Genomic DNA, 25,604 nt, shown 5'->3' with positions numbered 1-25,604 from the left:
CGCGCCGTGGCCACCCGGCAGAGCCGGTTCGTCCGGAGGAGCGCGCTGAGGGCTTGGCCGTGGAGCCGGCTCGCCCTCACCCGACCCGCGCCCAGCCGCGGTACACCAGGCCGCGCCGGGCGTCGACGGTGACCGTCTCGCCGTCCCGGAGGGTCTCCAAAGCCCCCGTCGCGCCGACGATGGTCGGGATGCCGCGGTGCAACCCGACGATGGCCGCGTGGGAGGTCAGGCCGCCCTCCTCGGTGATCAGGGCACCGGCCTTCTCGATCAGCGGCATGAAGTCGCGGTCGGTGGCGGCGGCGACCAGGACCTCCCCGCCGTGGAAGGGTCCGGCCGCCTCCGGGTCGCGCACGATGCGCACGGGACCGGTGTGGCTCCCCTGGCCGACGCCGGTGCCCCGCAAGACCGCCTGGCCCACGGTGTGGACCTGCAGCATGTTGGTGGTACCGGGCTGGCCCACAGGGACGCCGGCGGTGATCACCACCAGGTCCCCGGGCCGGACGAACCCGCCCTTCACCGCGCCCCGCAGCGCGTGCTCGATCAGCCCGTCCACGTCGTCCTGGGGTTCGATGACCAGCGCCCGCACTCCCCAGACCAGGCTGAGCTTGCGCGCCACCCGGGGGCTCGGGGTGAGGGCCACGATGGGCTGGCGCGGGCGGTAGCGGGAGATCATGCGCGAGGTGTAGCCCGACTGGGTGGCGGTGAGGATCGCGGCGGCGCCCAGGTTCTCCGCGGCCGTGCAGGAGGCGTAGCTGACGGCGTCGGTGACGGTGCGGTGCTCCTCCTGGGCGAGGCGCGCCAGGCGCTGGGCGTAGCCCAGGGCGGCCTCGGTGCGCCGCGCGATGCGGGCCATGATCTCCACGGCCTCCACCGGATACCGGCCCGCCGCCGTCTCCGCCGACAGCATCACCGCGTCGGTGCCGTCCAGGATCGCGTTGGCAACGTCGGTGCTCTCGGCCCGGGTGGGACGCGGGTGGTGGACCATGGACTCCAGCATCTGGGTCGCCGTGATCACCGGCTTGCCGGCGCGGTTGGCCGCCTGGATGATCTGCTTCTGCAGCACGGGGATCTCCTCGACCGGGAGCTCCACCCCCAGATCCCCGCGGGCCACCATGAGGCCGTCGGCGCTGGCCAGGATCTCGTCGAGGCGCTCGACGCCCAGCCGGTTCTCGATCTTGGCGATGACCCACTGGTCGCCGCCCGCCTCCTCGATCACCCGGCGCAGCGCGTGGACGTCGGCCGCCGACCGGACGAAGGAGGCGGCGATGAAGTCGATGCCCAGCTCGATGCCCAGGCGCACGTCGTCCCGGTCCGCCTCGTTGAGGTAGGGCAGGTCCAGGCTCTCCGCCGGCAGGGTCGCCTTCTTCCCCTGGAGCAGCCGGCCGCCGGCGTCCACGCGACAGTACACGTAGACGCCGTCGCCCCCCTCGACCGTCAGCACCAGGTTGCCGTCGTCCAACAGGATGCGGTCGCCCGGCCCCACGCTGGTGGCCACACGGCTGTAGGAAAGGGGGATCACGGGCACCTCGGGCAACGCCTCGCGGGAACCGGCACCCGACGGCGCGGCAGCCCCCGCGGCCCCCTGGTCTGCGCCGGTTCCTCCGGACGAACCGGCCGCCCTCGCGGCCGGTGTCGAGCCCGGCGCGCCCTCCCCGCCGTTGGCCTCGCCCTGCCCGGCGGCGACCAGGGCCACCCGCTGGCCGGTGGCCAGCTCCAAGGCCCCGCCGGGCAGTGGGCCGACCCGTACCTCGGGGCCGCGGGTGTCGAAGAGGATGCCCACGTCGTCGCGGCCGAGCTCGCGCGCCACCGCCCGCAGCGTCTCGACCCGCCGTCGGTGGTCGGCCGCGGTGCCGTGGGAGAGGTTGATGCGGGCGACGTCCATGCCGGCCTGCAGGAGGCGGCGGAGCACCGCGGGGTCGTCGGTGGACGGACCCAGGGTGCACACGATCTTGGTCCGGCGGAACTCCACGGCCATCACCTCGCGCTAGCAGTGGGTGGGCGGTCGGGCCGTGCGGGCGCGGGGGCCTCCCAAGTCCCGCGCGAGGGCACCGGTCGCGACCTCGGAGACGCCCGGCATCCCCGCGGGGGTCTCGGTCCCGGGCACGGGGGCGCGCCGGATGCCGGCCGCAGGGACGTCTCGCGTCCCCCGAGGGACGGCTTGGGTCCGGCCGCGGGGACACCTCGCGCGTCGCTTCCCGCGCGGGAGCCCGGGTCCTCGCCGCGGGGGCGCCCCGAGTCCCGCGCGGGGCAACCCACCCTCGCGCGGCTCCCCGGCCCGCTGCCGCTCCCGCGGCCGGCGCGTCAGCGGGCGAGGATCTCGGCCAGCTCCATCCACCCGGCCGGAAGGGGGCGGGGCGAGGCCAGCACCTCCTCGATGGGGGTGGCCATCCAGCCGTCCCCGCGCACGCCCACCATGACCCCCGACTGGCCCGCCAGCAGGGCCTCCACCGCCGCGGCCCCGAGGATGCTGGCCACCATCCGGTCGCGGCCCGAGGGCGTGCCCCCGCGCTGGATGTGCCCCAGCACCGTCACCCGGGTCTCCAGGCCGGTGCGCGCCTCGATGGCCTGGGCCACCTCGAAGCCGCGCGCCGCGCCCTCGGCCACGACGATGATGCTGTGGCGCTTGCCGCGCTGGCGGCCGCGCAGGAGCCGGGCGCAGACGTCGTCCAGGTCGTAGGGTACCTCGGGCACCAGGATGGACTCGGCGCCACCGGCCAGGCCGGCCATCAGCGCGATCTGGCCGCTGTGCCGTCCCATGACCTCGATGACGAAGGTGCGCCCGTGGGCGGTGGCCGTGTCCCGCACCCGGTTGATCGCCTCCAGCACGGTGTTGACGGCGGTGTCGAAGCCGATGGTGACGTCGGTGCCCGCCAGGTCGTTGTCGATGGTGGCGGGGACGCCCACCACCGGGAAGCCCTGGCGGTGCAGGGCCAGGGCCCCGCGCAGCGTCCCGTCGCCGCCGATGGCGACCAGCCCCTCGATGCCGTGGCGGCGGAGCTGTTCCAGGGCCCGCTCCTGGCCCTCGGGGGTGCGGAAGGCCTCGCTGCGCGCGGTGCGGAGGATGGTCCCGCCGCGGTGGATGATGTCGCCCACCGCCCGGTGGTCGAGCTCCTCCATGCGGCCCTCGATCAGGCCGGCGTAGCCCTCCTGCACCCCGATGGGCTGGCAGCCCGCGGCCAACGCGCGCCGCACCACCGCGCGCACCGCCGCGTTCATCCCCGGCGCGTCGCCGCCGCTGGTCAAGAGCGCGATGCGCTGCACGGGATCTCGCCCTCCCCTTCCCACCCACTGGGCGGTGCTGCCCGAAGCGCGGTGCAAGGCGCCCGACAGGAAGGGTTCCTGCGACGGGGCACCCCGCGGCGACGGACGCGCGGCGCGTCCCGCCCGCGCGGCCCCGTCCGCCCCCTTCGCCGGGCAGCGTCCTGACCCTTCCATGGTAGCGCAGCGGTGGGGCAGCATGTCCGCCGGCACGGCAACAACCCATTGCCGGACATCGCCCGCGCCCGGGGCGCCGACATTAGGTCCGGGGGGTGAGCCGCGTGACGGTCGGCAGCAAGATGCAGCAGACGCTGGCCAACGCCGAGAGCATCCTGGCGGACCTGAAGAGCTACCAGCTGGAGACCCAGGACCAGCAGGCCAAGCAGCTGTTCCAGAACCTGGCCAACCAGATGGAGCAGACGGTCAACGGCCTGAAGCAGCGTCTCCAGCAGATCCAGCAGCAGGAGCCCCAGTACCGCCAGAAGTGAGGCGGCAGCCGGCCGTGCGAGGGTTCACCGCCATCCCGTGCCCACGCGGGGGCGGAAGGCGAGCGGGAGCCTGTCCAGGCTCCCGCTCGCCATTGGCGGGCTGCTATCCTGGCGGGTGGAGGTGGTCCGCGGTGACGGCCCACGGCGGCGTGCTGGCGATCCCGCTGCACGAGCTGACCGAAGCCGGCCTGCTGGCGGCCGGGTTCGCCCTGCACTCCTTCGGCATCCCGCTGACCACGGTGGCGCTGTTCACGCTCCTGGCCGCGTGGGCCGCCCAGGCGGACGTGGGATGGCTCGTGGCAGGAGCCCTCGCGGCCGCCGCCACCCTGGCCGGGCACGTCGCCGTGTTCGTCCTCGGGCGATGGTGGGGCTGGCGCGGCATCGACGCCGCCCGGCGCCGATGGGGCTCCATGGAGCGCCTGGCCGAGCGGGTGGACCGGTGGGCCCGCAGCCCCACGGGATGGGCCGCGCTGACCGCGTGGCGCTGGGTGGGGCCGGGCTTCGCCCAGGCCTTCTGGGTGCTGTGCGCCCTGCCGCGGCTGGATCGGACCCTGCTGGCGCTGATGGCCTACCTCGCGCTCCACGACGTGGTGTGGTCCTTCGCCTGGACCTACGCCCTGGTGGTGCTGCACCTGCGGGCGCCGACGGTGGCCCTTTGGCTCGACCGGCTGGCGTGGGGGCTCCTCCTCGGCACGCTGCTCTGGACCGCAGCGGCCCGCTGGCGCCGCCGCCGGGCGGCGGCCGGTTCGTCCCGGTGAGACGTCTCGGCGGGACGCCCTTCACGGCGCCCGCCGCCGCGGCCGACGGGCCGACTGGTCCGCGCCTCCGGGGCCAGGCGCCCCGCACCCGCCGCCCCCGGCGCCCGCGAGGCGAGTCGGGGACTGGTTCGTCGTCGGCCCTCACCGCCCCAAAAGCTGCCCCACGTAGCGCACCGTCTCGTTGGCGCAGGTCGGGCAGTACCCCTGCCGCTCGCAGAGCCGTTGGACCACCTGGTTGATGCGCTTCAGCTGCTCCTCGTCCGGGTGGCTCGCCGAGGTGGTGATCTTCACCACGTTGCGCAGGTCGCTGAAGAGCTTCCTCTCGATGGCCTCCCGCAGCCGGTCGTGGGAGGTGTAGTCGAACTTCTGGCCGCGCCGGGCCAGGGCCGAGAGCCGCAGCAGGATCTCCTCGCGGAAGGCCTTCTTGGCGCTCTCCGGCACGCCGATCTGCTCCTCGATGGAGCGCATCAGCTTCTCGTCGGGGTCCCGCTCCTCCTCGGTGATGGGGTCGCGCAGCTTGGTCTTGTTGCAGTAGGCCTCGATGTGGTCGAGGTAGTTGTTGAACAGGTTGCGCGCCGACTCCTCGAAGGAGTAGACGAAGGCGCGGTGGACCTCGTTCTTCGCGATCTCGTCGTACTCGCGGCGCACCTCGTGGATCAGGTTGAGGTAGCGCTCCCGCTGCTCCCGCGTGAGCCCCGTGTGGTGGTCCAGCCCGTCCCGCAAGGCGCGCAAGGCCGCCAGCGGCCCGAGGCAGCGGTTCTCCGCCCGGATCACCGCGCTGGAGAGGCAGTTGATCACGTAGCGGGGCGAGACGCCCGTCATCCCCTCCCGCTCCGCCGCCTCCCGCATCTCCCGCACGTCCCGCGGGCTGAAGCCCTCCACCGGCTGGCCGTCGTAGAGGCGCAGCTTCTTCATCAGGGTCAGGTTGGGGTGCTTGGGCGGCTCCAGGCGCGTCAGGATGGCGAACATCGCCGCCACCTCCAGGGTGTGGGGCGCGACGTGCACGCCCTGGAGGTCGCTCTCCGCCAGCAGCTTGCGGTAGATCTTCACCTCCTCCGACAGGCGCAGGTTGTAGGGCACCTTGATCAGGATCATCCGGTCGATCAGGGCCTCGTTGCGCTCGTTCTTGACGAAGGCCTGGTACTCCGCCTCGTTGGTGTGGCCGATGACCACCTCGTCGGCGTAGATCATGGCGAAGCGGCCCGTCTTGATGGACTGCTCCTGGGAGAGGGTGAGCAGCGCGTAGAGGAACTCCGTCTGGGCCTTGAGCAGCTCCACGAACTCCATCAGGCCGCGGTTCGCCACGTTGAGCTCCCCGTCGAAGCGGTAGGCCAGGGGATGGGACTCGGTCCCGTACTCGCCCACGGTGCTGAGGTCGATGGACCCCACCAGCTCGGCGATGTCCTGGGATTTCTCGTCGGAGGGGGTGAAGGTGCCGATGCCCACGCGGTCCGCCTCGGAGAAGACGATCCGCTGGACGGGGAAGCGCTCCACGTCGCCGCCGTAGTCGTGCTCGAGGCGGTAGCGGCAGACGGGACAGAGGCTGCCCTCGATGTGGACGCCCAGCTCGCGGCTCACCTGGGGTCGCAGCGGCTCCGGGATCAGGTGCAGGGGTTCCTCGTGCATCGGGCAGCCCTTGAGGGCGTAGACCGCCCCCGCGTCGGTGCGCGTGTACCGCTCCAGACCTCGCTTCAGCAGGGTGACGATGGTCGACTTGCCGCCGCCCACCGGCCCCATGAGCAGCAGGATGCGCTTGCGCACCTCCAGCCGCCGCGCCGCGGACTCCAGGTAGTCGTAGAGCTGGTTGAGGGGTTCCTCCAGGCCGAAGAGCTGGCCGTCGAAGAAGTGGATCTGCCGCGGCCGCGCCTCGCCGTCGCCGCCCTCCTCCGCCTCGGTCACCCCCGCCGCCTTGAGCATGTCGAAGAGCCGGGCGTGGCTCAGGCGGGCCACCTCGGGCCGGCGGCGCACGATCTCGAGGTAGTCGGCGAAGGTGCCCTCCCAGCGCAGGCGGGCCTCCTCCTCCCGGTGGCGTCGCAACAGGTCGTGCAGGTTCGTCCCGGTCTCGCCCATCGCGGTCTCACCCCTTCTCGGCGGGCGACGCCGACAGCACCACGTCCCGGCCGTCGACCCGGGTCTCCAGGTACACTGGGCGCCGCCACAGGCGCTCCACGTGGGCCAGCACCCGCCGCGCCTCGTCCAGGTCCAGCTCCCGCCCGTCGAAGACGTGGCGCAGCAGCAGCTCTCCCCGGCCGCGGTGGTCGCCGTCCACCACCACGATCAGCGGGAAGCCGCCGCGGACGCGGCTCAGGACCAGGAGGTCCCGGATCGCCTCCCAGTCGTCCTCCACGACGACCCAGCGGTCGCCCTGGCGGGCGTACACGAAGAGGTCGCACGCCTCCACCACCTGCCGGTCCAGGTGGTTGCGCAGGAAGGCCACGTCGTCCTCGGTCTCCAGGATGAGGCGCGCCTCGTCCCAGCCGCGGGTGGCCAGGATCCGCTCCCAGACGTGGTACCCGACGGCGTAGGGGTTGAAGGCGAAGGGGGAGGCGGCCTGGATGCCGGCGTGGAGCCGGGCGAACTCCATGTAGTCGCCGTCGGACAGCTCGAGCCGGCGCAGGATGCGGGTGTGGGCGATGCAGGCCCACCCCTCGTTCATCACCTTGGTGCGGACCAGGGGCCAGAAGTAGAGGCGCTCGGCCCGCACCATGGCCAGCAGGTCCCGCTCCCAGTCGGCGAGCTCCGGCGCGTGGTGCTGCAGGAACAGCAGCACGTCCTCGCACGGCTCCTCGGGCCGCAAGGGCGGCACCGCGTCCGGGTCCCGCAGCCAGGGGTCGGTGTGGGGCTCCAGCGCCAGGGCGGCGTCCAGCACCCGCTCCACCGCCTCGACGCCGTGGTCCGACTCGTACCGGCGCACCCGCTCGGCGTGGACGGCCGCCAGAGCGGCCATGTCGCGGCCGGCCCGGCGGAAGAACACGTTGTGGCGGAAGAAGTCGGCGTGCCCCGCCACGTGGGCCGCGACGAACAGGTTCTCCAGCAGCGTGTTGCTCTCCAGCAGCAGCGCCTGGCAGGGGTCGGCGTGGATCACCAGCTCGTAGATGCGGTGCAGGCCGTAGTCGTGGCGCGTCTTCAGCAGGTGGTAGGCCTTGCCGTGGCTCCAGTGGGTGAAGCGTCCCGGCAGCCCGTAGGCCGCCACCTCGTAGACCACGGATGCCGGCACCACCTCGAAGTGGGTGGGCAGGGGGTCGAACCCCAGCTCCCGCGCCACGGCCCAGACCCGCTCCAGGTGGGGCAGGAGCCGCTCGGCGCCCGGCCCCGAGGCGGTGACGCCCGCTGCGGTCATGGGCGCTCACCTCGCCCCGCGGGCCGCTCCGGCGCCGCGGCCGGAGCCCCTTCCGGGTGCGCCCGGAAGATCGCCTTCAGCGCCGGGTAGACGTCCTCGCGCCGGCTGATCTGCACCCGCACGAAGCGGGGGTGCCGCAATCCCGCGAAGGCGGTCATCAAGGGCGAGCGGTAGCCGCTGTCGTTGATCTCGCCGTAGGCGAAGAGGCGCGCCTGCTCGGCCAGCTCCCGCGCCAGCTGGACGCAGAGCCCGTTGTCGCTCTCCCCCCAGTTGTCGCCGTCGGAGAAGTGGACGGCGTAGACGTTCCACTCCGCCGGCGGGTAGCGCTGGGCGACGATCTCCAGCGCCAAGCGATACGCGGAGGAGACCCGGGTGCCGCCGCTCTCGCCCAGGTGGAAGAACCGCTCCTCGTCGACCTCCTGGGCCTCGGTGTGATGGGTGATGAACACCCGCTCGACGGTGCGGTAGCGGGTCTGGAGGAACCGGTTCATCCAGAAGAAGAAGGTCCGGGACATCGCCTTCTTGAACTCGCCCATGCTGCCCGAGACGTCCCGCATGGCGACGACCACGGCCCGGGCCTGGGGACGCGGATCGTCCCGCCAGCTGCGGTACCGCAGGTCCTCGCGGCGGAAGGGGCCGAGCCGGGCCTCGCCCTGCCGGGCGTGGCGCCGGAGGTTCTCCTTCAGGGCGCGGCGCAGGTCGGCGCGGCTGAGCGGTCCGGCCCGGGTGATCTCGGTGAAGCGGGGCCGCTGGGCGTCCAGCACCGCCTGGCGGCGCGGCTCGAGGTTGGGCAGCTCCAGCTCCTCGAAGAGGACGGCCTCCAGATCCTCCAGGGCGACCTCGGTCTCGTAGTAGTCGATGCCGGGTTCGTGGCCGGCGCCGTGGGGGTCCCCCTGGGCGCCGGGGTCCCCCGGCTGGCGGGCCAGCACGTCCCCCTTGCGGCGGCCGCCCCGGCCCTGCCCCACCTGGGGGTTGCGGTGGGTGCTGAAGCGGAAGCGGTACTCCCGCAGGGAGCGCACGGGAACCTTGACCACGCGTCGACCGTCGCTGGTCAGCAGGGACTCGTCGGCGATCAGGTCGGCCAGGTTCTCACGAATGGCGGCGCGGACCTTCTCCTGATGGCGCGCCTGGTCCACGGGCCCCTTCCGGTGGAGGGACCAGTCGATGGCGCCCCGCGGCACGGACCTCACCCCCTCGCGGTATGTACGGCTGGATGCGGCGAGGGTGGGGTTTCTTCGGGTCTATGTGGCCGCGAGGGCCGCCATGCCGTCGGGACAATCCAGATCCTGGGCGTCCCGGACCGCCGGCGGGCGGCCGGCCTCGCTATGTACGCGGAGCGGTTCGTCGCGGGAGGAACGGGCCGACAGGGTGGCGATCCCAGGCGGTTCGTCCTGCTACGGGCGGCTTGGGGCCGGGTGGGGCCCCCTGCGTCGGTTCGCCGTGACTCGCGGTGTGCTGTCGATGCGGTTCGCTCGCACCACCCTGCTCCGGGTCGCGGGTCCGGGCCGCCGGGTCGCGGGTCCGGGCCGGACGGTGCGGTCGACGTCGTGGGATGGTGGCTGCGTCCTCTGGCCTGAGGTCGACGTTCGGTCGCGGCGGCTTCGTCGTCGGCGGCGTCCTCTCCCGATGGGTCCCGACGGGGGCCGGATGGTGTCGGACGGTCTCTCCCGACGGGTCTCGACGGGGACCGGATGGCGGCGGACGGTCCCTCCCGACGGGGCTCGACGGGGCCGGCTGGCGTCGGACGGTCTCTCCCGACGGGGTCGGCTGGCCGTGGAAGCCGCCCGGCCGGGACGCTGGGCGACGGTGCAGGGCCCGAACCGCCGCTCCACCGCGCGCTCCACCGCGGCCTTGCCCGGACGCAGCCGGGTACCGCCCTTCGGCGACCCGCCACCGTCGACGCGCATCGCCGGTGGGTGTCCCATGGTATGCGGCTGCGAGGGCGGGTGCGCCGCCCCGCCGCCCGGAGTCGCGGGGGCCGCACCGTCGCACGCCCCCGGCGCCACCTCCCCGTTCGCCGCCGGGGTGGCACCCCTCGCGCGCCCGCCGCCCGGGAGCCGCCGGGGCCGCACCTCGGTATACGACCGGCGCCGCGTCCCTACAGTCCGCGGCGGCCGCACCCCGGCACACCTCCGGCGCCGCGTCCGTGCAGACCGCCGAGGCCCGACCCTTGCACCCCCCCGGCACCGCGTCCTGCGCGCCACCGGTGCCGCACCCCTGGGTCCCGCGACACCGCAGGCGCAGCACGCCGCACGGCGCGGCGAGGACGCCCGCCGGCCACCGTCCCCGGCGCATCCCCAACGGGTAGGCTGATGATAAGGCAACGACGGGACGCTGACAAGCCTCCGCCTGGCAGGGATCCATCAGGTCCAGCGGTCCCGGACGCCCGCGGCGTCGACGACGAGCCACAGGTTGTCGATCAGGCGGGTCGAGCCCAGCCGCGCCGCCACCAGGAGCAACACCTCCCCCTCCACCCGCTCCAGGGGCTCCAGGTCGCTGGCGCCGACCACCGCCGCATACTCGGGCTCGAGGAGCGGCTCGGCCCGGAGCACGGCCTCCATGGCGGCGACCAGCGCCGGCCCCTCCCGCTCGCCGGCCTCCAGGCGCCGGCGGGCCGCCACGAGCGCCCGGTAGAGCGTGGGCGCCGCCTGCCGCTGGCGCCGGTCCAGGTAGACGTTGCGCGAGCTCAAGGCCAGGCCGTCCGGCTCCCGGACCGTGGGGCAGACCACCACCTCCACGGGGAAGTCCAGGTCCGCCACCATCCGGCGGATGATCACCGCCTGCTGGGCGTCCTTCTGCCCGAAGTAGGCCCGGTCGGGCTGGACCAGGTGGAAGAGCTTGGTCACCACGGTGACCACGCCGCGGAAGTGCCCGGGCCGGCGGGCCCCCTCCCAGCGGCGCGCCAGGTCGCCCACGTCGACGAAGACGCCGGGCTCGCCCCGGGGGTACATGACCTCCACCGACGGGTGGAAGAGCAGGTCGGCCCCGGCGGCGGCGGCCAGCCGTCGGTCACGGTCCAGGTCCCGCGGGTAGCGGGCGTAGTCCTCGTGGGGGCCGAACTGCAGCGGGTTGACGAACACGCTCACCACCACGCGGCGGCACTCCGCCCGCGCCCGGCGGATCAGGGCCAGGTGCCCCTCGTGGAGGTAACCCATGGTGGGCACGAACCCCACCCGGCCGTCGGGGTCCTCGCGACGCCAGCGGGCGATGCGGTCCCGCAGGGTGGGGATGTCCTGCACCAGCTCCACGGCAGCGCCACCTCCATCGGACGAACCGGCACCGCCGCCGGAGGGGGCTGGCGGATCGGCCGGCGCCGCAGGCCGGCAATGCCGGTCGCGGCAGCGGACCGGCGGCCTGGCGGTCGCCCGGTCGACACCCCCGTCGGGGCCGCGGCACCCGGAGTGTCCGTGCTGCGAAGGCCACCGGTACGGGGTCGCCGGGTCGACACCGCCACCGGGGCCGCGGCACCGGTCGGCTGGCGGCCGCCGAGGACCGGGGCCCCTGGGGGCGCGGCGCAGGCGATCGCCGCGGTCGCCCCGGGGCAAAGGGCCCGCGAGGCCCAGGTCGGCCCCGTCCAGCAGGTCGAGGGCCGACGCGAGTCGACCAGGAGCCAAGGACCCGCGAGGCCCAGGGGACCATCGGGGGCCCGGTCGCCTAGCGGTCGCCGTACGGGGCGCCGCCCTCCTCGTCCGCCAGGCGCTGGGCCACGTCCGGCGCCAGGTGGTAGCTGTGTTCGTCCGTCGGGAAGGTCCGGTTGCGGACGTCGGCGGCGTACCGCTGCAGGGCCTCCAGGGCCAGCCGTCCCAGTTCGGCGTACCGCCGGACGAAGCGCGGCACCCGGCCGTGGGTCAAGCCCAACAGGTCGTGGATCACCAGCACCTGGCCGTCGCAGTCCGGGCCGGCGCCGATGCCGATGGTCGGGATGCGCAGGCGCCGGGTGATCGACGCGGCCAGCTCCCGCGGCACCATCTCCAGCACCAGCGCGAAGGCGCCGGCTTGCTCGAGGGCCAGGGCCTGGTCCAGCAGGCGGCGGGCCTCCTCCTCGTCCCGGCCCTGGACCCGGTAGCCGCCCAGGGCGTGCACCCGCTGGGGCAAGAGGCCCAGGTGGCCCACCACCGGGATGCCGGCCTCGGTCAGACGGTGGACGACCTCGGCCACCCGCCCCGCCCCCTCCAGCTTGACGGCCTCGGCGCCGCCCTCCTGGACCAGCCGCCCGGCGGCCTTGAGGGCCTCGTCCACGGAGAGGTGGAAGGTGAGGAAGGGGAGGTCCGCCACCAGCAGGGCCCTCTGGACGCCGCGGCGGACGGCCTTGGTGTGGTGGACCATGTCGTCCAGGGTGACGAAGACGGTGCTCGGGTAGCCCAGCACCACGTTGCCCAGGGAGTCGCCCACCAGGATCATGTCGACGCCCGCCGCGTCGGCCAGCCGGGCAAAGGGGTAGTCGTAGGCCGTGACCATCACCACGGGCCGGCCCTGCTGCTTGCTCTCCAGCACCGTGCGCACCGTCACCCGCTGGGCGGGGGCGTCCGTGGCCGCGGACCCGCCCGGCGCATGGCGCGCCGGTTGGGCCTCGGCCGCCGCCCCGCAGGCCGCGCTCTCCGGCTGGCTGCGACCGTTCACCCCCGTCGTCCCCCTCTCGGCCTGGTGTTGCGCGGTCGGCCCGGTCGTCACCCCGGCGGAGGGGCCGGGACCGATCGCCCGGGCCGTCTCCCGCCCAGGCAGGCCGCCGCCGGCCGCGGTCCCCGCGGTCGCGGGCCGGTGTTCGCCGCTCGCCCCGGCCCCATGGGTCGCGGGGACCGCCCATCTGGCCTCCGGCAGCCGCAATGCCATCCCCTCCCGCGATGCGCCCTGCGGGCCCTGCGACGCCTCCGCTCCCGGCGCGGGAGCCGGCAGGGAGCGACCAGGCGACGGTCCGGGTTCCGGCGCCGGTCGGTCGTCCGCCAGTCCCACCAGGCGGGCGATCTCGTCCAGGGCCGGCGGCGGCTCGGGCAGCCGGCGGGCCGCCGCCACCACCAGGGCGGCGGCCCGCCGGTACCAGGTGGCGGGGCCGGCCTCCGCTTCCGCCCGGCGGCGCGCCAGGGCGTCCAGGTGGCGCAGGTGGCGCTGGACGGTGGGGACGTCGCCCCGCGCGATGGGACCGGTCAGCGCCGCCAGCGGGCCCCGCTCCGCCACCGCCGCGAGGGCCGCCGCCGCCAGCGCCACCACGGCGGGTCGACGGGCGTCGGGCGCGCCGGTGGCGGCCACGGCGTCCTCCGCACCGGGGGCGGGCGTGGCGGTCGCGGCGACGGCCTCCTCGCCGCGGGGGCCGGATGCGCCCGTCCCCGTGGCCACCCCGCCTGTCCTCCGGCCGACCGGGGCGGTCCCCTCCCGGGGGCCCCCGTCCGCCGGGGCGGTCACGGCCTCCGCGGGCTCCCCCGTGCGACCGCCCGCGTCCCCGGCGCCGCCCCGCGCACCCGACGCGCCCGCAGCGCCCGAGGCGTCCGCTGCACCCGACGCGCTTGCGGCGCCCGAGGCGCCTGCGGTGCCCCAAGCGCCCGAGGCGTCCGCTGCACCCGACGCGCTTGCGGCGCCCGAGGCGCCGGCTGCACCTGAGGTGCCCGAAGCGCCCAAGGCGCCCGCGGCCCCCACCCCCGGGTATCCCGCCAGGCCCATCAGCTCCTCGGCCGCCCAGAGCAGGGCGGTCACGCCGTTGGCCGCCAGGGTCGCCGCCGCGTGGTAGAGGGCCAGCTGCTCCGCCGTGGCGCCGGGCCAGGGGACCGGCGTGGCGCCCACCGCCCGGGCCAGGGCCGGGCCCACCGGGGCCCGGCCCTGGCCCGGCGCGTACACCACCGTGACGTACCCCCCTGCCAGGCGGTCCCGCCCCGCGGGACCGCCTGGCAGGGGCAGCAGCGGGTGGAACACCTCCGGGGCCAGGCCGAGGCGCGCCAGCGGTGCCAGGGGCTCGAGCCCCAGCGCACCGCTCAGGTGCAGGGCGTGCCGCGGCCGGCGTGCGGGCGGCACCGCCGCCAGCACGCCGGCCAGGGCCTGCGCCACCGGCTCCAGCGCCCGGTCGGGCACCGCCAGCACCAGCACCGGCGGCCAGGGACCGGGCAGCCCCTCCCGTCGCAGCCGCTCCCAGGCCAGCGGCCGGGCCCCCACCGCTGCGGCCAGCTGGCGGGCCGGTTCCTCCCGGCGTCCCACCACCCAGGCCACCGGCACGCCGGCCGCATGCCAGACCCGCGCCAGGGCCCGGCCTGCCCGGCCAGGGCCGACCAGCAGGATGGCATGCTCGTCCGGGCTGATGCGGGATTCCCTCACGCCGCCCGCGTTCCCTCCCGACGGCCCCGTCGCCCGCCGCACCGCCTCACGGCTCGTTGTGGGCGATCCGCGCCGCCGCGGCCGCCGCCACGCCGGCCACCAGATCGTCCAGGAAGGTCTGCACCCGGCCCTGGCTCTTCTGGTTGTTCAGCCGCTCGATGACGCCCAGCTTCACCTTGTCCAGGTACCCGAAGTTGGTCAGGCCGATGGAGCCGTACACGTTGGTGATGGCCAGCGCCAGGACCTCGTCGACCCCGTAGAGGGGCTCGTCGGTGCGGAGGATCGACAGCAGCGGCTCCTCCAGCAACCCCTGCTCGGCCGCCTCGTCCAGGGCGATGCCCGTCAGCAGGGCGTGCTGCACCTCGCGCTTGGCGATGACCGCCTCCACGCTGGCTTCGCACTGCTCCAGCGTGATGCCCGGCACGTACTTCTCCTGGATGGTGCGGACGATCTCCGCGATGTCCCGCAGGGTCACGCCCCGGCGCTCGAGGCGCCGGACCACCTCGGCCCGGTAGTCGACCCGCAGGCGCACCGGCTCCGGCATCTTGGGCGCTTGTTCGGCCAACGGGCTTCCCTCCTCGTCGGCCCGCCTCCGGCGGGCCCCCCACGCCGGTTCTCCCGGCCTCCCGGGCTCCCGGCCTCCTGCATCCTGCCTTCGGCCCTGTGGCGGCTCCCGGCTGCGGCCCCATGCCGACGCGAACGGCCGGGTCGACCGGTGGACGGCTGCCGGCCGGCCCCGGTCCCCGGCACCGCACGGGACCGGGGATGGCACCGTGCCCTTCCCGACGCACCCCGGGGTCAGTGGTCGTCCAGGTAGAACCCGTCGTCGCCCACCACCCGGGCCAGGTCCTGCAGGAGCTCGGGCCGCGGCGTCACCCAGTACTGGGCGTCGACCTGCAGGGCGTGCTGGCGCCCGGGGAAGACCAGGACCACCGGCGAGGTGCCCGGGTACCGCTGGCAGGCGCCGCGCACCTGGGCCAGCACGCCCTCGACGGCCTCGGCGTCGCCGCCCGCCGGCAGCGCCACCACCAGCCGCTTGCCCGTCACCAGGGGCCAGATCGCCTCCGCCACCACCTTGGGGGGTTCCTCTTCCTCCCGGCGGTCGACCCGGCCCCGGACGACGACGACCGCGTCCTCCTGCAGGGCCTCCGCCGCCTCGGCGTAGGTCCGCGGGAAGACCACCACCTCCACCGAACCCTCCAGGTCCTCCAGCTGCACGAAGGCCATCAACTCGCCGCCGCGGGTGGTGATGCGCCGCACCCCCTGGACCAGGCCGCCCACCTGGACCCGGGCGCCGTCCTCCCGCTCCGCCAGCTGGCGGGTGGTGGCCGTCACCCGCCGGGCCAGCTCCCGCTCGTAGTGGGCCAGCGGATGGCCCGACAGGTAGAGGCCCAGGACCTCCTTCTCCATGGCCAGCTTCCGGTTCGGGGGCCACTCGTCCACGGGCGGCAGCGGGGTGACGTCGTCCCCCCACAGGGCGGCAGCCGCATCGGCCGCGGGGCCATTCGACCCCGCCGGTGCCACCGCCGGGGATCCGGTCGCCCCGCCCCCGGCGGCGCCGGTCGCCCCGTCGACCGCAGCCTGCCCGGGGCCAGTTCGTCCGGACGAACCGGCCGCGGCCGCGGCGTTCCGCCCCCGCCCCCCGGCAGGGGCCGCCCCGTCGCGGCCCACCGGCTCCCCGGTGGCAGCCCCGGGGCCACCGCCCGTCCCCTCGGCGGCCCGCTGCCGGCCGCCCGTCGCGGATCCCGCCCCCGCCAGCGCGGCGGTCAGGTCCAGCAACGAGACCTGGCCCGTCTCCCGCTCCCTCTGCCAGCGCTGGGCCCGCTCCATGACCTCCTCGAGGCCAGCCAGGAGCCGCGCCCGGGGGTGGCCCAGGCAGTCGAAGGCGCCGGCCTTGATCAGGCTCTCCAGGGCCCGCCGGTTCACCTGGCGCAGGTCCACCCGGCGGCAGAAGTCGTCCAGGGAGCGGAAGGGCCCCCCCGCCTCCCGCGCGGCCACGATGGACTCGATGGCGCCGAAGCCCACGTTCTTCACCGCCGCCAGACCGTAGCGGATCGCCTGGCCGCCCGGCCCCCGGGGGTCGGGCACCACGGTGAAGCGGGCTTGGCTCTCGTTGATGTCCGGCGGCAGCACCGGGATGCCGAGGCGCCGGCACTCGCCGATGTATTCCGCCACCCGGTCGGCGTTGCTCATCACGCTGCTCAGGGTGGCGGCCATGTAGGGCGCCGGGTAGTGGGTCTTGAGGTAGGCGGTGACGTAGGCCAGGTAGCCGTAGGCGGCGGAGTGGCTCTTGTTGAACCCGTAGCCGGCGAAGTACTCCATCAGGTCGAAGATGCGCTCGGCCAGCTGGCGGTCGATGCCCTTGGCCGCCGCCCCGGCCAGGAACTTCTCCCGCTGCTTCTGCATCTCCTCGGGCTTCTTCTTGCCCATGGCCCGCCGCAACAGGTCGGCCTCGCCCAGCGTGAAGCCCGCCATCACGCTGGCGATCTGCATGACCTGCTCCTGGTAGACGATGGTCCCGTAGGTCTCCTTCAGGATCGGCTCGAGCCACGGGTGCGGGTACTCCACCGGCACCTGGCCGTGCTTGCGCTTGATGAAGTCGTCCACCATGCCGCTGCCCAGCGGGCCCGGGCGGAAGAGGGCGACGGCGGCGATCAGGTCCTCGATGCTGGACGGCTTGAGGGACCGCAGCATCTGGGTGAAGCCCGACGACTCCACCTGGAACATGGCCGCGGTCTCGCCCCGGCTCATGGCCTCGAAGGTGGCCCGGTCGTCCAGGGGGATGTCCTTGACCCGGAAGGGACGGGCGGGGGCGGTGGGCGTGGGGCCGTCCCCGGCCATCGCCGGGCCCCGGGCCGCGACCGCCAGGCCGTGGGCCGGATCGGATCCGGCGGCCCGCCGAGGACCGGCCCCTTCACCCCGGCGGCGGCCGCCGCCTCCCGTCAGCCCATCGCCGACGCCGCCCGTCGGCCCGCTGCCATCGCCCATCGGCCCGCTACGGGCATCGCCCGTCGGGCGGCCAGCGGCGTCGCCCTGCGGCCCGCCGGCGGCGTCGCCGGTCGCGCCGCTGGCCGCGTCGCCCGCCGGGGAGGGCCCGGGGTCCGCCGCGCCGGGGCCGGGTTCGTCCGCCAAGACGTCCCGCGCCCCGGTGGCGTTGATCAGCGCCTCGGTCTCCTGGATCACGTGCAGGGTGCGGAGGCCGAGGAAGTCCATCTTCAGGAGGCCCAGCTCCTCCAGGGTGGTCATGGGGAACTGGGTGACGGTGGAGCCGTCCTGCATCCGCTGCAGGGGCACGTGCTCCATCAGGGGGTCGCGGCCGATCACCACGCCGGCGGCGTGGACCGAGGCGTGGCGGGGCATCCCCTCCAGCTTGCGGGCCATGTCCACCAGCTGGCGGACCACCGGCTGCTGCTCGTAGGCCTGCCGGAGCTCCGGGCTCGCCTCCAGCGCCTGGTCCAAGGTGATGCCCAGCTGGGCCGGCACCATCTTGGCGATCTTGTCCACCTCGCCGTAGGGCAGGCCCATGACCCGCCCCACGTCGCGGATCACCGCCCGCGCCAGCATGCGGCCGAAGGTGATGATCTGGGCCACCCGGTCGCGCCCGTACTTGCGGACCACGTAGTCGATGACCTCGTCCCGCCGGTGGTCGTCGAAGTCGATGTCGATGTCGGGCATGGTCACCCGCTCGGGGTTCAGGAACCGCTCGAAGAGCAGGTTGTAGCGCAGCGGGTCGATGTCCGTGATCCCGAGGACGTAGGCCACCAGGCTGCCCGCCGCCGAGCCCCGGCCGGGCCCCACGGCGATCCCGTTGCGGCGGGCGTAGTCGACGAAATCCCACACGATCAAGAAGTAGGCCGGGTAACCCATCCGGGTGATGACCTCGAGCTCGTGGTTGAGCCGGTCCCACACCTCGCTGCCGGCGTCGGGATAGCGCTCGGGCAGCTTGGTCTCGCACAGGTAGCGCAGGTAGGAGGCGGCGTCGTGCCCCTCCGGCACCTCGTAGTGGGGCAGGAGGAACCGGCCGAACTCGAACTCCAGCTCGCAGCGCTCGGCCAGCTTGACCGTGTTCGCCAGGGCCTCGGGCACGTCGCGGAAGACCGTCGCCATCTCCTCCGGGCTCTTGAGGTAGAACTCCGACCCCTCGAAGCGCATGCGGCTGGGGTCGTCGAGGGTCTTGCCGGTCTGGATGCAGAGCAGCACCTCGTGGGCGGCGGCGTCCTCGCGGTGCAGGTAGTGGACGTCGTTGGTCGCCACCACGGGCACGTCGAACCGCCGGGCCAGCTCCAGGATGCGGGCGTACGCCCGCCGCTCCTCGGGCAGGCCGTGGTCCTGGATCTCGAAGTAGAAGCGGTCGCCGAAGACCTCCAGGTACCAGCGCACGGCGCGGAGCGCCTCTTCGTCCCGCCCCTCCAGGAGCAGCCGCGGGATCTCGCTGCCGATGCACCCCGACGTGACGATCAGGCCCTCGCTGTGCTCGGCCAGCAGCTCCTTGTCGGCCCGCGGCTTGTAGTAGAACCCCTCGGCGTAGGCCCGGGAGACGATCTTGATCAGGTTGCGGTACCCCGTCTCGTTCTGCGCCAGGGCCAGCAGGTGGTAGGACTGGTCGTCCACCTTGGGCTCGCGGTCGTGGCGGGTACGCCGCGCCAGGTAGAGCTCGCAGCCGATGATGGGCTTGATGCCGTGCTGCTTACACGCCTTGTAGAAGTCGATGGCCCCGTACATGACGCCGTGGTCCGTCAGGGCCAGGGCGGGCATGCCCAGCTCCGCCGCCCGGGCGGCCAGCTCGCCGACGCGGGCGGCGCCGTCCAGCAGGCTGTACTCGCTGTGGACGTGCAGGTGGACGAAGGGCTGCATCGCCACCCCTCCGGTCTCGCGGTTCCTGTCCACCTTCGCCAGAGAGCCGCGCGGGTCCTGGCATCCCGCCCCGCAGACCCGTTGTCGCAATCTGATTAAGTCAATTAAAATTCTCGACAATAGCCGGTGGCGGGGATGGACGGGGACGAACCGGCCGCCGGCCGGCGACGGCCCCGGTAGGCACCTCGGACACGCACCGAGGGCCCCAGCGGCCCATAGGGTGGTCCGTGACACGTGCCCGCGCGGCCCGGGAGCGACGCCCGGCCCGGCGGGCCGGCCGCCCACGGGACCGCGGCGGGTCACGGCGGCAAGGCGCCCGCCCCGGCAGCCGGCGCAAGCCCGGCGACCCACCGCGCCGAAGGGGCCGTTCCCACCGCCGGATGTCCGCCCACCGCCGGTCCCGCGGCCTCGGGGAGGTGGCAACCCTTGCACCGCTTGCTGGTCTTCGCCCTGGTCGGGCTCGTCGCCCAGCTGGTCGACGGCGCCCTGGGCATGGCCTACGGGGTGACGTCGTCCTCGCTCCTGCTGCTCTACGGCCTGACCCCCGCGGCCGCCTCCGCCTCGGTCCACCTGGCGGAGACCATCACCACGGCCCTGTCGGGGCTCGCCCACTGGCGGCTGGGCAATTGGCACAAGCCGACCCTGCGGGGACTGGTGCTGCCGGGCGCCGTCGGCGCCTTCCTCGGGGCCGTGCTGCTGTCGTCGCTGCCGGCGGCGCGGGTCCGGCCCCTGGTGGCCGGGTTCCTCCTGATCCTGGGCGTCTACATCCTCGTGCGGTTCGCCCTGGCTTCGACCCCCCGCCGTCCGCGGCCACCTCGCATCCGGCTCCGCTACGTGGTGCCCCTGGGCTTCGTGGCGGGCCTGCTGGATGCGACGGGCGGCGGCGGGTGGGGGCCCATCGCGACGCCGGCGCTGATGGTGCGGGGGACGCTGCCGCCCCACCAGGTGGTGGGCTCGGTCTCCATCGCGGAGTTCGCCGTCGCCCTCTCCGCGACCCTGGGTTTCGCGCTGAGCCTGGGGTGGGAGGCGGTGGCGTGGGCCCAGGTGGCCGCCCTGGTGGCCGGCGGCGCGGTGGCGGCCCCGCTGGCGGCCTGGATGGCCCGCAAGCTGCCCGCGCAGGTGCTGGGGGTGCTGGTGGGCACGGCGGTGCTGCTGGTGAACCTGCGCACCCTCTTCGGCGCCGCCGGCGTCACCGGCCTGGCGCGGGCGGCCGGCTACGTCGTGGTGGCCGCCGTATGCGGCGGGCTGCTGGTGCAGGTGGCGGTGCGCAGCCGCCGGACGGCCGTCTCCCAGGTCCAGCACCCGGCGACCGACTGAGCGGAGCCGGCCGGCCCCGGCCGGTCGGCGCCTGGCTGGCCGGCCACGTCTGCACCCCAACACCCCCACGCCAACGGGGGCCGGGAACGCCGTCGCCTACGACCGGGAACGCCGCCGCCGGGCCGCGCCCCTCTGCCTGCGGCCCGACGGCGCGCCCCGTTGGCGAGTTCCGGCACCGCCGTCGGGCCCACCGCCGCCGGGCCGGCGCCGCGGCGGCCGGATCCCCGTCCCGGGGACCCGGTGGCACCGAGGCCGCCGCATCCCCGACCAGGGCCCCCACCTCGCCGCGGTCACCCGCGGGCGTCGCCGAGCCCGGTTCAGACGCCGCCGTCAGCCGTCGGGACCGCCTCCCCGGCCGTGCCCTCGTGCACCCGCTGCCCGTTGACCTCGACGGCGTAGTGGATGGCCGCGGTGCGGCCGATCATGGCGCTGACGCCGCAGTACTTCTGCTGGCTCAGCGTCACGGCCCGCACCGCCCGCTCGGGGTCGAGACCGTGTCCCTCCAGCCGGTACACCAGCCGCACCCGCGTGAACACCTTGGGGTGCTCCGCGGACTCCTCCGCCTCCAGATCGACGATCAGCGCGCCCAGGGGCTGCCGCATCTTGTGGAGGATCTCCACGACGTCGACGGCGGTGCAGCCGCCCAACCCCAGCAGCACCAGGTCCTTGGGCGACGGCGCCACCCGCCGCTCCCCCTCCCGCGGCGGCCCCTGGAACGGCACCTCCAGGCCCAGATCGTTGGCGCCGACGTAGTGGCTGCCTTCCTTCCAGCGCACCGTGCCCCGCTTCATGGGCATTCCTCCGATCGCCGGCCCCGCCGTCGGCCCGCGCCGCCCCCGCCGCGCCCTCCGGCCTCAGGCGCAGAAGCGGTCGAAGGCGGCCTTGAGGTCGGCGGCCACCTCCTCCGGCGTGCGGTTCTCGATGTCGCTGCGGTGGAGCATGTACACCAGCTGCCGGCCCTTGAGCAGGGCGATGGACGGCGAGGACGGCGGCTGCCCCGTGAAGTACTCCCGCATGCGGGCCGTCGCCTCGCGGTCCTGGCTGGCGAACACCGTCAGCCAGCGCTGGGGCCGCCGCGGGTGCTCGAGGGCCATGGCCACCGCCGGGCGGGCGATGCCGCCGGCGCAGCCGCACATGGAGTTGACCACCACCAGGGTCGTGGTGTCGTCTTCGGCCTCGGCCATGGCCTGATCCACCTCATCAGGCGTCCGCAGCTCCTTGAAGCCCAGGCGCACCAGCTCCTCGCGCATGGGCGCGAAGAACATGTCGAGCATCTCCATGCTCATGGGGATCCCTCCCTCTCGCCGGCCCCTGCCGGGGTGCGGCGCTTGCTGGCCTCTCGGCACCGCCGCCTGCAGGCTCGCCCCCAGTCCGCCCCCTCCGTCACGACCCCGCCGTGGGCGCCGGCTGCACCGGCCGCTCCGTCACCCGATGCACCAGCTCCACGAGCCGTCGCAGGTGGTCGACGGGGGTCTCGGGCAACACGCCGTGGCCCAGGTTGAAGATGTGCCCGGGCCGTCCCGCCGCCCGGCGCAGCACGTCGCGAGCCAGCTCCTCCACCTGGGCGAAGGGCGCCAACAGGGCCGCCGGATCGAGGTTGCCCTGGATCGCCCGCTCCGGACCGATGGCCGCCCAGGCCTGGTCCAGGTCGACCCGCCAGTCGACGCCGACCACCTCCGCCCCGGCCTCGGCCATCAGCGGCAGCAGGGCCGCGGTCCCCGTTCCGAAGTGGATCCGTGGCACCCCGAGGTCCGCCAGGCCCTCGAGCACGCGGCGCGAGTAGGGCAGGACGAACCGGCGGTACGCCGCGGGCCCGAGGCCGCCCACCCAGGAGTCGAACAGCTGCACCGCCTGGACGCCGGCCTCCACCTGGGCCCGCAGGTACTCCAGCACCGTCTCCGCCAGCCGCTTCATCAGCCCGTGCCAGAAGGCGGGATCGCCGTACATCAGCGCCCGGGTGCGATGGAACTCCCGCGACGGGCGCCCCTCGACCAGGTAGCAGGCCAGGGTGAAGGGCGCGCCGGCGAAGCCGATCAGCGGCACCCGCTCGCCCAGCGCCCGCCGCACCAGCCGCACCGTCTCCAGCACCGGGGCCAGTTCGTCCCGGGGGTCGAACCGGCGCAGCCGCCCCAGGTCCGCGGCCGACGCCAGCGGCCGGCCCACCACCGGCCCCACCCCGGGCTCGATGCGGTAGTCGACGCCCAGGGGCTTGAGCGGCGTCATGATGTCGGCGAAGAGGATGGCCGCGTCGACCCCCAGCCGCTCCACGGGCATCACGGTGATCTCGGCGCAGAGGTCCGGGTGCTGCATGAGCTCCTCGAACCCGTAGTGCCGCCGCAGCGCCCGGAACTCCGGGAAGATGCGGCCCGCCTGGCGCATGAACCAGACGGGCGTCCGGTCCACGGGCTGCCGCCGGCAGGCGGCGAGGAAGCGCTGGCTGGGCGTCAACGGGACCCCTCCTGGCCGTCGACGGATCTACTGCCATTGTAGCACCCCGTCCCCCGCACCCTGCGGACGTTAAAGCAGGTTGGCCGGGACCGGTCCCTCGACCTGGTGCCGGCCAAAGAACGCGGGGGGCCACCCGGGCCAGGGCTTACCACTGCACAACGCGCGCCCCGGTGCGCCTTGCGATGCCGCGGTCGTTCGTCAGCAAGTGGACGTCCTCGTCCCCCGACGCCCTGGCCGCAAGGTACCCATCCACGAAGTCGAGCTGCCCTGCCGCATGGTGGCGGAGTCCGGCCAGGACGGCCTCTTCGTCTTCCACGTCGACCTCAGGGGTGCGGATGAACTGGAGAAGGGCCGCGACCGCCTCGGCAGGACGGTAGCGGTAGGCGCCTTCTAGGACACAGAGCGCCCCGGCCACCACGACGGGCGTGACGAGCAGCCGGTGCCCCGCGGCGATGGCTCGCTCCAAGGCCCGGTCGAGCGCCTCGAAGCGCTCGTGAAGGTGAGCGGCCTGCGGGTTCGCCAGGATGTGGTCGCGAGCCAGGCAATACACGATGACGTTGGCGTCGAGCAACCAGGTGCTCACGGGCTATTCCCTCACCCGGTCCTCGACCGGTTCCCGCCCCGCGGCCGCCTGCGCCAGCGCCTGTGCGCCCGGCCCGTCCAGGCCATGCTTTTCGGCCCACCGCCGAGCCCGGGATGCACGGATCGCGTCCCGGGCCTCCTCCGTGTCCACGGGCCGATCGATCTTCAGCACGCTGCCCAGCTCCTTGAGACTCCGCGGCCGCGGCAGCGGGTACAGCACGATCTCGCCCTCGCCGTTGACGTACACGAGCACGTCGTCCCCCTCCTCCAGACCGACGCGCTCGCGGATCGCCTTGGGCAGGGTCATCTGCCCCCTCTGGAGGATCTTCACCACGGCCACGGCGCGATCACCTCGCGTCCCCACGATACCACCTCGCTGGATGAGACTCAAACAAGTCGCTTTCTGTTCGGAGTATATGCATCATCGTCAGATTCCAATCGTCCCTGAGCGGCCGCGGCAGCCAAGATCGGCACCGCGGGCCATGGGATGATCGGCGCAGGGCGGGGAAACGGGTGCGAGCCGTGGCGGCCGCACGGCTCCAGGGCCTCGGCCGGCTCGCGCTGCCGGCGTCCTTTCGGAAGGCTGTGGGCGTCAAGCCTGGCGATGGGCTGATTCTGGGAGCGCGGGGCCCCGGACAGTTTGAGGCCCGCGTGCTCTCACGATGGGTTCCTTCTGGATTTCCCCCAGATCGACGCCGGTGCGTTCAGGGTGGGCGCCCTGTGGGCGACCTGCAGCGGGGCGGCCGAGGCGGATGGTGGTCCGCCCGATGCCAGCCGTGACACTGCGCGAAAGCGGTTCCTGGGGGGAATCGGGTGAACCGTCCGTGCTGGAGCTCTCGGACGTGGTCGCTACTCTCGCCCTACGGCGGTGGGCGGCGTGGCGTCTAGAACGGCTTGGCAACGAGCGGCGTCCTCTCGAGGCTCGCCGCACCGAGATACCGCCCCAGCCGCTCCACCTCCGCCGCCACTGCCCGCTGGATGGACCGGTTCCAGCGCTCGTACGCCGGCTCGAGAGCGAGGCGGTGCACGACGAGGGTGCGGGTGACCTGACGGAACTCCAGGTCGATGCGGCCCACCAGGCGGTTCCGGTACAACACCGGCATGGTGTACGGCCCGTAGCGCCGTTTGGCGGCCGGGATGTAGATCTCCCACGTATAGTCGAAGCCGAACAGGTCACGCACCCGGCTCCGGCGCCAGAGCAGGTTGTCCAGGGGCGGGAGGAACCTGGCGCTGCGGGACTCCGGTAGCTCGCCGGCGGATTCCAGCCGCTCGCGGTCCTCCGCCGCCGCGTAGTAGGGCCGCTTGACACCCTCGATCTCGACGCGCACCCACTCCCCGACAGCAACCCGCCGCTCCGCCTCCTCCCGCCGCCGGGGCGCAGGCCAGCGGTGCCAGCCGAAATACGGGTCCCCGGGGTCGAACAGGACCATGGCCTGGGCGTAGTGCCGGATTCGCTGCTCTGCGGCTTCGCCGGCGTCCAGTTGCCGGACCAGCACCTCCTTCGGCAAGACCCGCTCGGGCAGATCGTAGGTGCGCTCGTTGCCCCGCCGGGAGCGGACCACCAGTCGGCCTTCCTCCCACAGGTGCTGCAGGGCTTGGCTGACGGCCCGGGTGGCCGGCACGTCCCGGTCCCAGTAGCCGATGACCCGCTCGCCCGAGTCGATCCGCCGCGGGGACACAGCGCCCCCCGTCGCCACCATCTCCAGGATTCGCCCCATCCACTCCCGCACGGCGGGGTCGAGCCGGTCGGCCGACACCGTCCGGAAAGCCGGCCGGAAGGCGGGATACCAGCTCACGGGCAGGGCGCAGCGGGCGTGGCACCAGGCCTCAAACACCTGGCCCTCGTCGTAGAGTTCCTCGAACAGGGCGGGACGGTAGCCTGGCAGGCGGTTGAAGAAGACCAGGTGGTGGTTGCGTTCCACCACGTTGACCGGATCCAGCTGCACCGCACCGAGCTGGGTCAGGACGGCGAGCACGTCCCCGGCGGTGGCCGTGCGGCGACGGGTCCCGGCCGCCGCATCCGAAAGTCTTGCGCCACCCCCGGCGGGGTCACCGCCGTCGGCCGGACCGGGAGCCGACGGCACCGCGGACGGGGGTCGAACCGCAGGCACTGGGGCCGGCGTGGCACGCCCCAGCAAGCCCAGACGTTCCAGCAAGAAGTTGGCGGCCGCCTGCCGGCTGACCCGCACCACCCGCCCGTCGCGACCACCGGCGTGCCGCCCCGCGGCCGGTGCCCGCCCCGTCATCGCCCGCCTCCCGGGC

18 protein-coding genes are annotated in these 25,604 nt (G+C 74.3%); 3 read left to right on the top strand and 15 right to left on the bottom strand.

Going from position 1 to position 25,604, the window contains the following annotated elements; translation table 11 throughout:
• Nucleotides 1-76: 76 nt before the first annotated feature.
• Complete coding sequence (gene pyk, locus E1B22_RS05525; RefSeq protein ID WP_243123768.1) at nt 77-1,975, bottom strand: pyruvate kinase; 1,899 nt, start codon at nt 1,973-1,975, stop codon at nt 77-79.
• A gap of 326 nt (nt 1,976-2,301) precedes the next feature.
• Entirely contained in the window at nt 2,302-3,261 is a 960-nt protein-coding gene (pfkA, locus tag E1B22_RS05520; protein WP_135224882.1) for a 6-phosphofructokinase, read from the bottom strand.
• Between the two features lie 278 nt (nt 3,262-3,539).
• Between pfkA and E1B22_RS05515 the strand changes: the two genes are divergently transcribed.
• Both E1B22_RS05515 and E1B22_RS05510 read left to right on the top strand, forming a co-directional pair.
• The gene (locus tag E1B22_RS05515; RefSeq protein WP_135224881.1) at nt 3,540-3,746 is read left to right on the top strand and encodes a DUF1657 domain-containing protein; all 207 of its coding nucleotides are present in this window, start codon (nt 3,540-3,542) and stop codon (nt 3,744-3,746) included.
• A 131-nt stretch (nt 3,747-3,877) separates the two neighbouring features.
• A complete protein-coding gene (locus E1B22_RS05510) occupies nt 3,878-4,504 on the top strand; it encodes a hypothetical protein (RefSeq protein WP_135224880.1) in 627 nt (208 codons plus the stop codon).
• A 141-nt stretch (nt 4,505-4,645) separates the two neighbouring features.
• Here the strand turns inward: E1B22_RS05510 and E1B22_RS05505 are convergent, their stop codons facing one another.
• The 7 genes from E1B22_RS05505 to dnaE form a co-directional block, all read right to left on the bottom strand.
• Complete coding sequence (locus tag E1B22_RS05505; RefSeq protein WP_135224879.1) at nt 4,646-6,574, bottom strand: PrkA family serine protein kinase; 1,929 nt, start codon at nt 6,572-6,574, stop codon at nt 4,646-4,648.
• Between the two features lie 7 nt (nt 6,575-6,581).
• The gene (locus E1B22_RS05500) at nt 6,582-7,844 is read right to left on the bottom strand and encodes a SpoVR family protein (protein WP_135224878.1); all 1,263 of its coding nucleotides are present in this window, start codon (nt 7,842-7,844) and stop codon (nt 6,582-6,584) included.
• Complete coding sequence (gene yhbH / locus E1B22_RS05495) at nt 7,841-9,025, bottom strand: sporulation protein YhbH (RefSeq protein ID WP_135224877.1); 1,185 nt, start codon at nt 9,023-9,025, stop codon at nt 7,841-7,843. Before yhbH ends, E1B22_RS05500 begins: the two co-directional genes overlap by 4 nt.
• A gap of 1,182 nt (nt 9,026-10,207) precedes the next feature.
• A complete protein-coding gene (gene panC / locus E1B22_RS05490) occupies nt 10,208-11,092 on the bottom strand; it encodes a pantoate--beta-alanine ligase (RefSeq protein WP_135224876.1) in 885 nt (294 codons plus the stop codon).
• 406 nt (nt 11,093-11,498) lie between these two features.
• Nucleotides 11,499-14,141 carry a 3-methyl-2-oxobutanoate hydroxymethyltransferase gene (gene panB / locus E1B22_RS14065; RefSeq protein WP_371413487.1) on the bottom strand — a complete coding sequence of 881 codons (2,643 nt, stop codon included), beginning with the start codon at nt 14,139-14,141 and terminating at the stop codon, nt 11,499-11,501.
• A gap of 46 nt (nt 14,142-14,187) precedes the next feature.
• The gene (locus tag E1B22_RS05475) at nt 14,188-14,685 is read right to left on the bottom strand and encodes a phosphatidylglycerophosphatase A (RefSeq protein WP_371413495.1); all 498 of its coding nucleotides are present in this window, start codon (nt 14,683-14,685) and stop codon (nt 14,188-14,190) included.
• 254 nt (nt 14,686-14,939) lie between these two features.
• Entirely contained in the window at nt 14,940-18,995 is a 4,056-nt protein-coding gene (gene dnaE / locus E1B22_RS13185; RefSeq protein WP_243123767.1) for a DNA polymerase III subunit alpha, read from the bottom strand.
• A gap of 426 nt (nt 18,996-19,421) precedes the next feature.
• On the opposite strand from dnaE, the gene E1B22_RS05455 reads away from it, so the two are divergent.
• Nucleotides 19,422-20,312: a sulfite exporter TauE/SafE family protein gene (locus E1B22_RS05455; protein ID WP_135224874.1), complete on the top strand. Its 891-nt coding sequence runs from the start codon at nt 19,422-19,424 to the stop codon at nt 20,310-20,312.
• Nucleotides 20,313-20,629: 317 nt separating this feature from the next.
• Here the strand turns inward: E1B22_RS05455 and E1B22_RS13850 are convergent, their stop codons facing one another.
• From E1B22_RS13850 to E1B22_RS05420, 6 genes are all read right to left on the bottom strand, one after another.
• Complete coding sequence (locus E1B22_RS13850) at nt 20,630-21,103, bottom strand: OsmC family protein (RefSeq protein ID WP_135224873.1); 474 nt, start codon at nt 21,101-21,103, stop codon at nt 20,630-20,632.
• 63 nt (nt 21,104-21,166) lie between these two features.
• A complete protein-coding gene (locus E1B22_RS05445; protein ID WP_135224872.1) occupies nt 21,167-21,598 on the bottom strand; it encodes a BrxA/BrxB family bacilliredoxin in 432 nt (143 codons plus the stop codon).
• A gap of 97 nt (nt 21,599-21,695) precedes the next feature.
• Nucleotides 21,696-22,760 (bottom strand): uroporphyrinogen decarboxylase, encoded by a 1,065-nt coding sequence (gene hemE, locus E1B22_RS05440; RefSeq protein WP_135224871.1) that lies wholly within the window; start codon nt 22,758-22,760, stop codon nt 21,696-21,698.
• A 145-nt stretch (nt 22,761-22,905) separates the two neighbouring features.
• Nucleotides 22,906-23,343: a PIN domain-containing protein gene (locus E1B22_RS05435; RefSeq protein WP_135224870.1), complete on the bottom strand. Its 438-nt coding sequence runs from the start codon at nt 23,341-23,343 to the stop codon at nt 22,906-22,908.
• Between the two features lie 3 nt (nt 23,344-23,346).
• On the bottom strand, nt 23,347-23,706 hold the full coding sequence (locus E1B22_RS05430; RefSeq protein WP_135224869.1) for an AbrB/MazE/SpoVT family DNA-binding domain-containing protein: 360 nt from the start codon (nt 23,704-23,706) through the stop codon (nt 23,347-23,349).
• Nucleotides 23,707-24,226: 520 nt separating this feature from the next.
• Nucleotides 24,227-25,588, bottom strand: coding sequence for a winged helix-turn-helix domain-containing protein (locus E1B22_RS05420; protein WP_135224868.1), 1,362 nt, complete (start codon nt 25,586-25,588; stop codon nt 24,227-24,229).
• Between the last annotated feature and the right edge of the window lie 16 nt (nt 25,589-25,604).

The organism is Thermaerobacter sp. FW80, from assembly GCF_004634385.1.
Classification (GTDB): domain Bacteria; phylum Bacillota; class Sulfobacillia; order Thermaerobacterales; family Thermaerobacteraceae; genus Thermaerobacter; species Thermaerobacter composti.
Note: the sequence above shows the minus strand (reverse complement) of the source record. Positions and strands in the feature narration are given on the sequence as shown.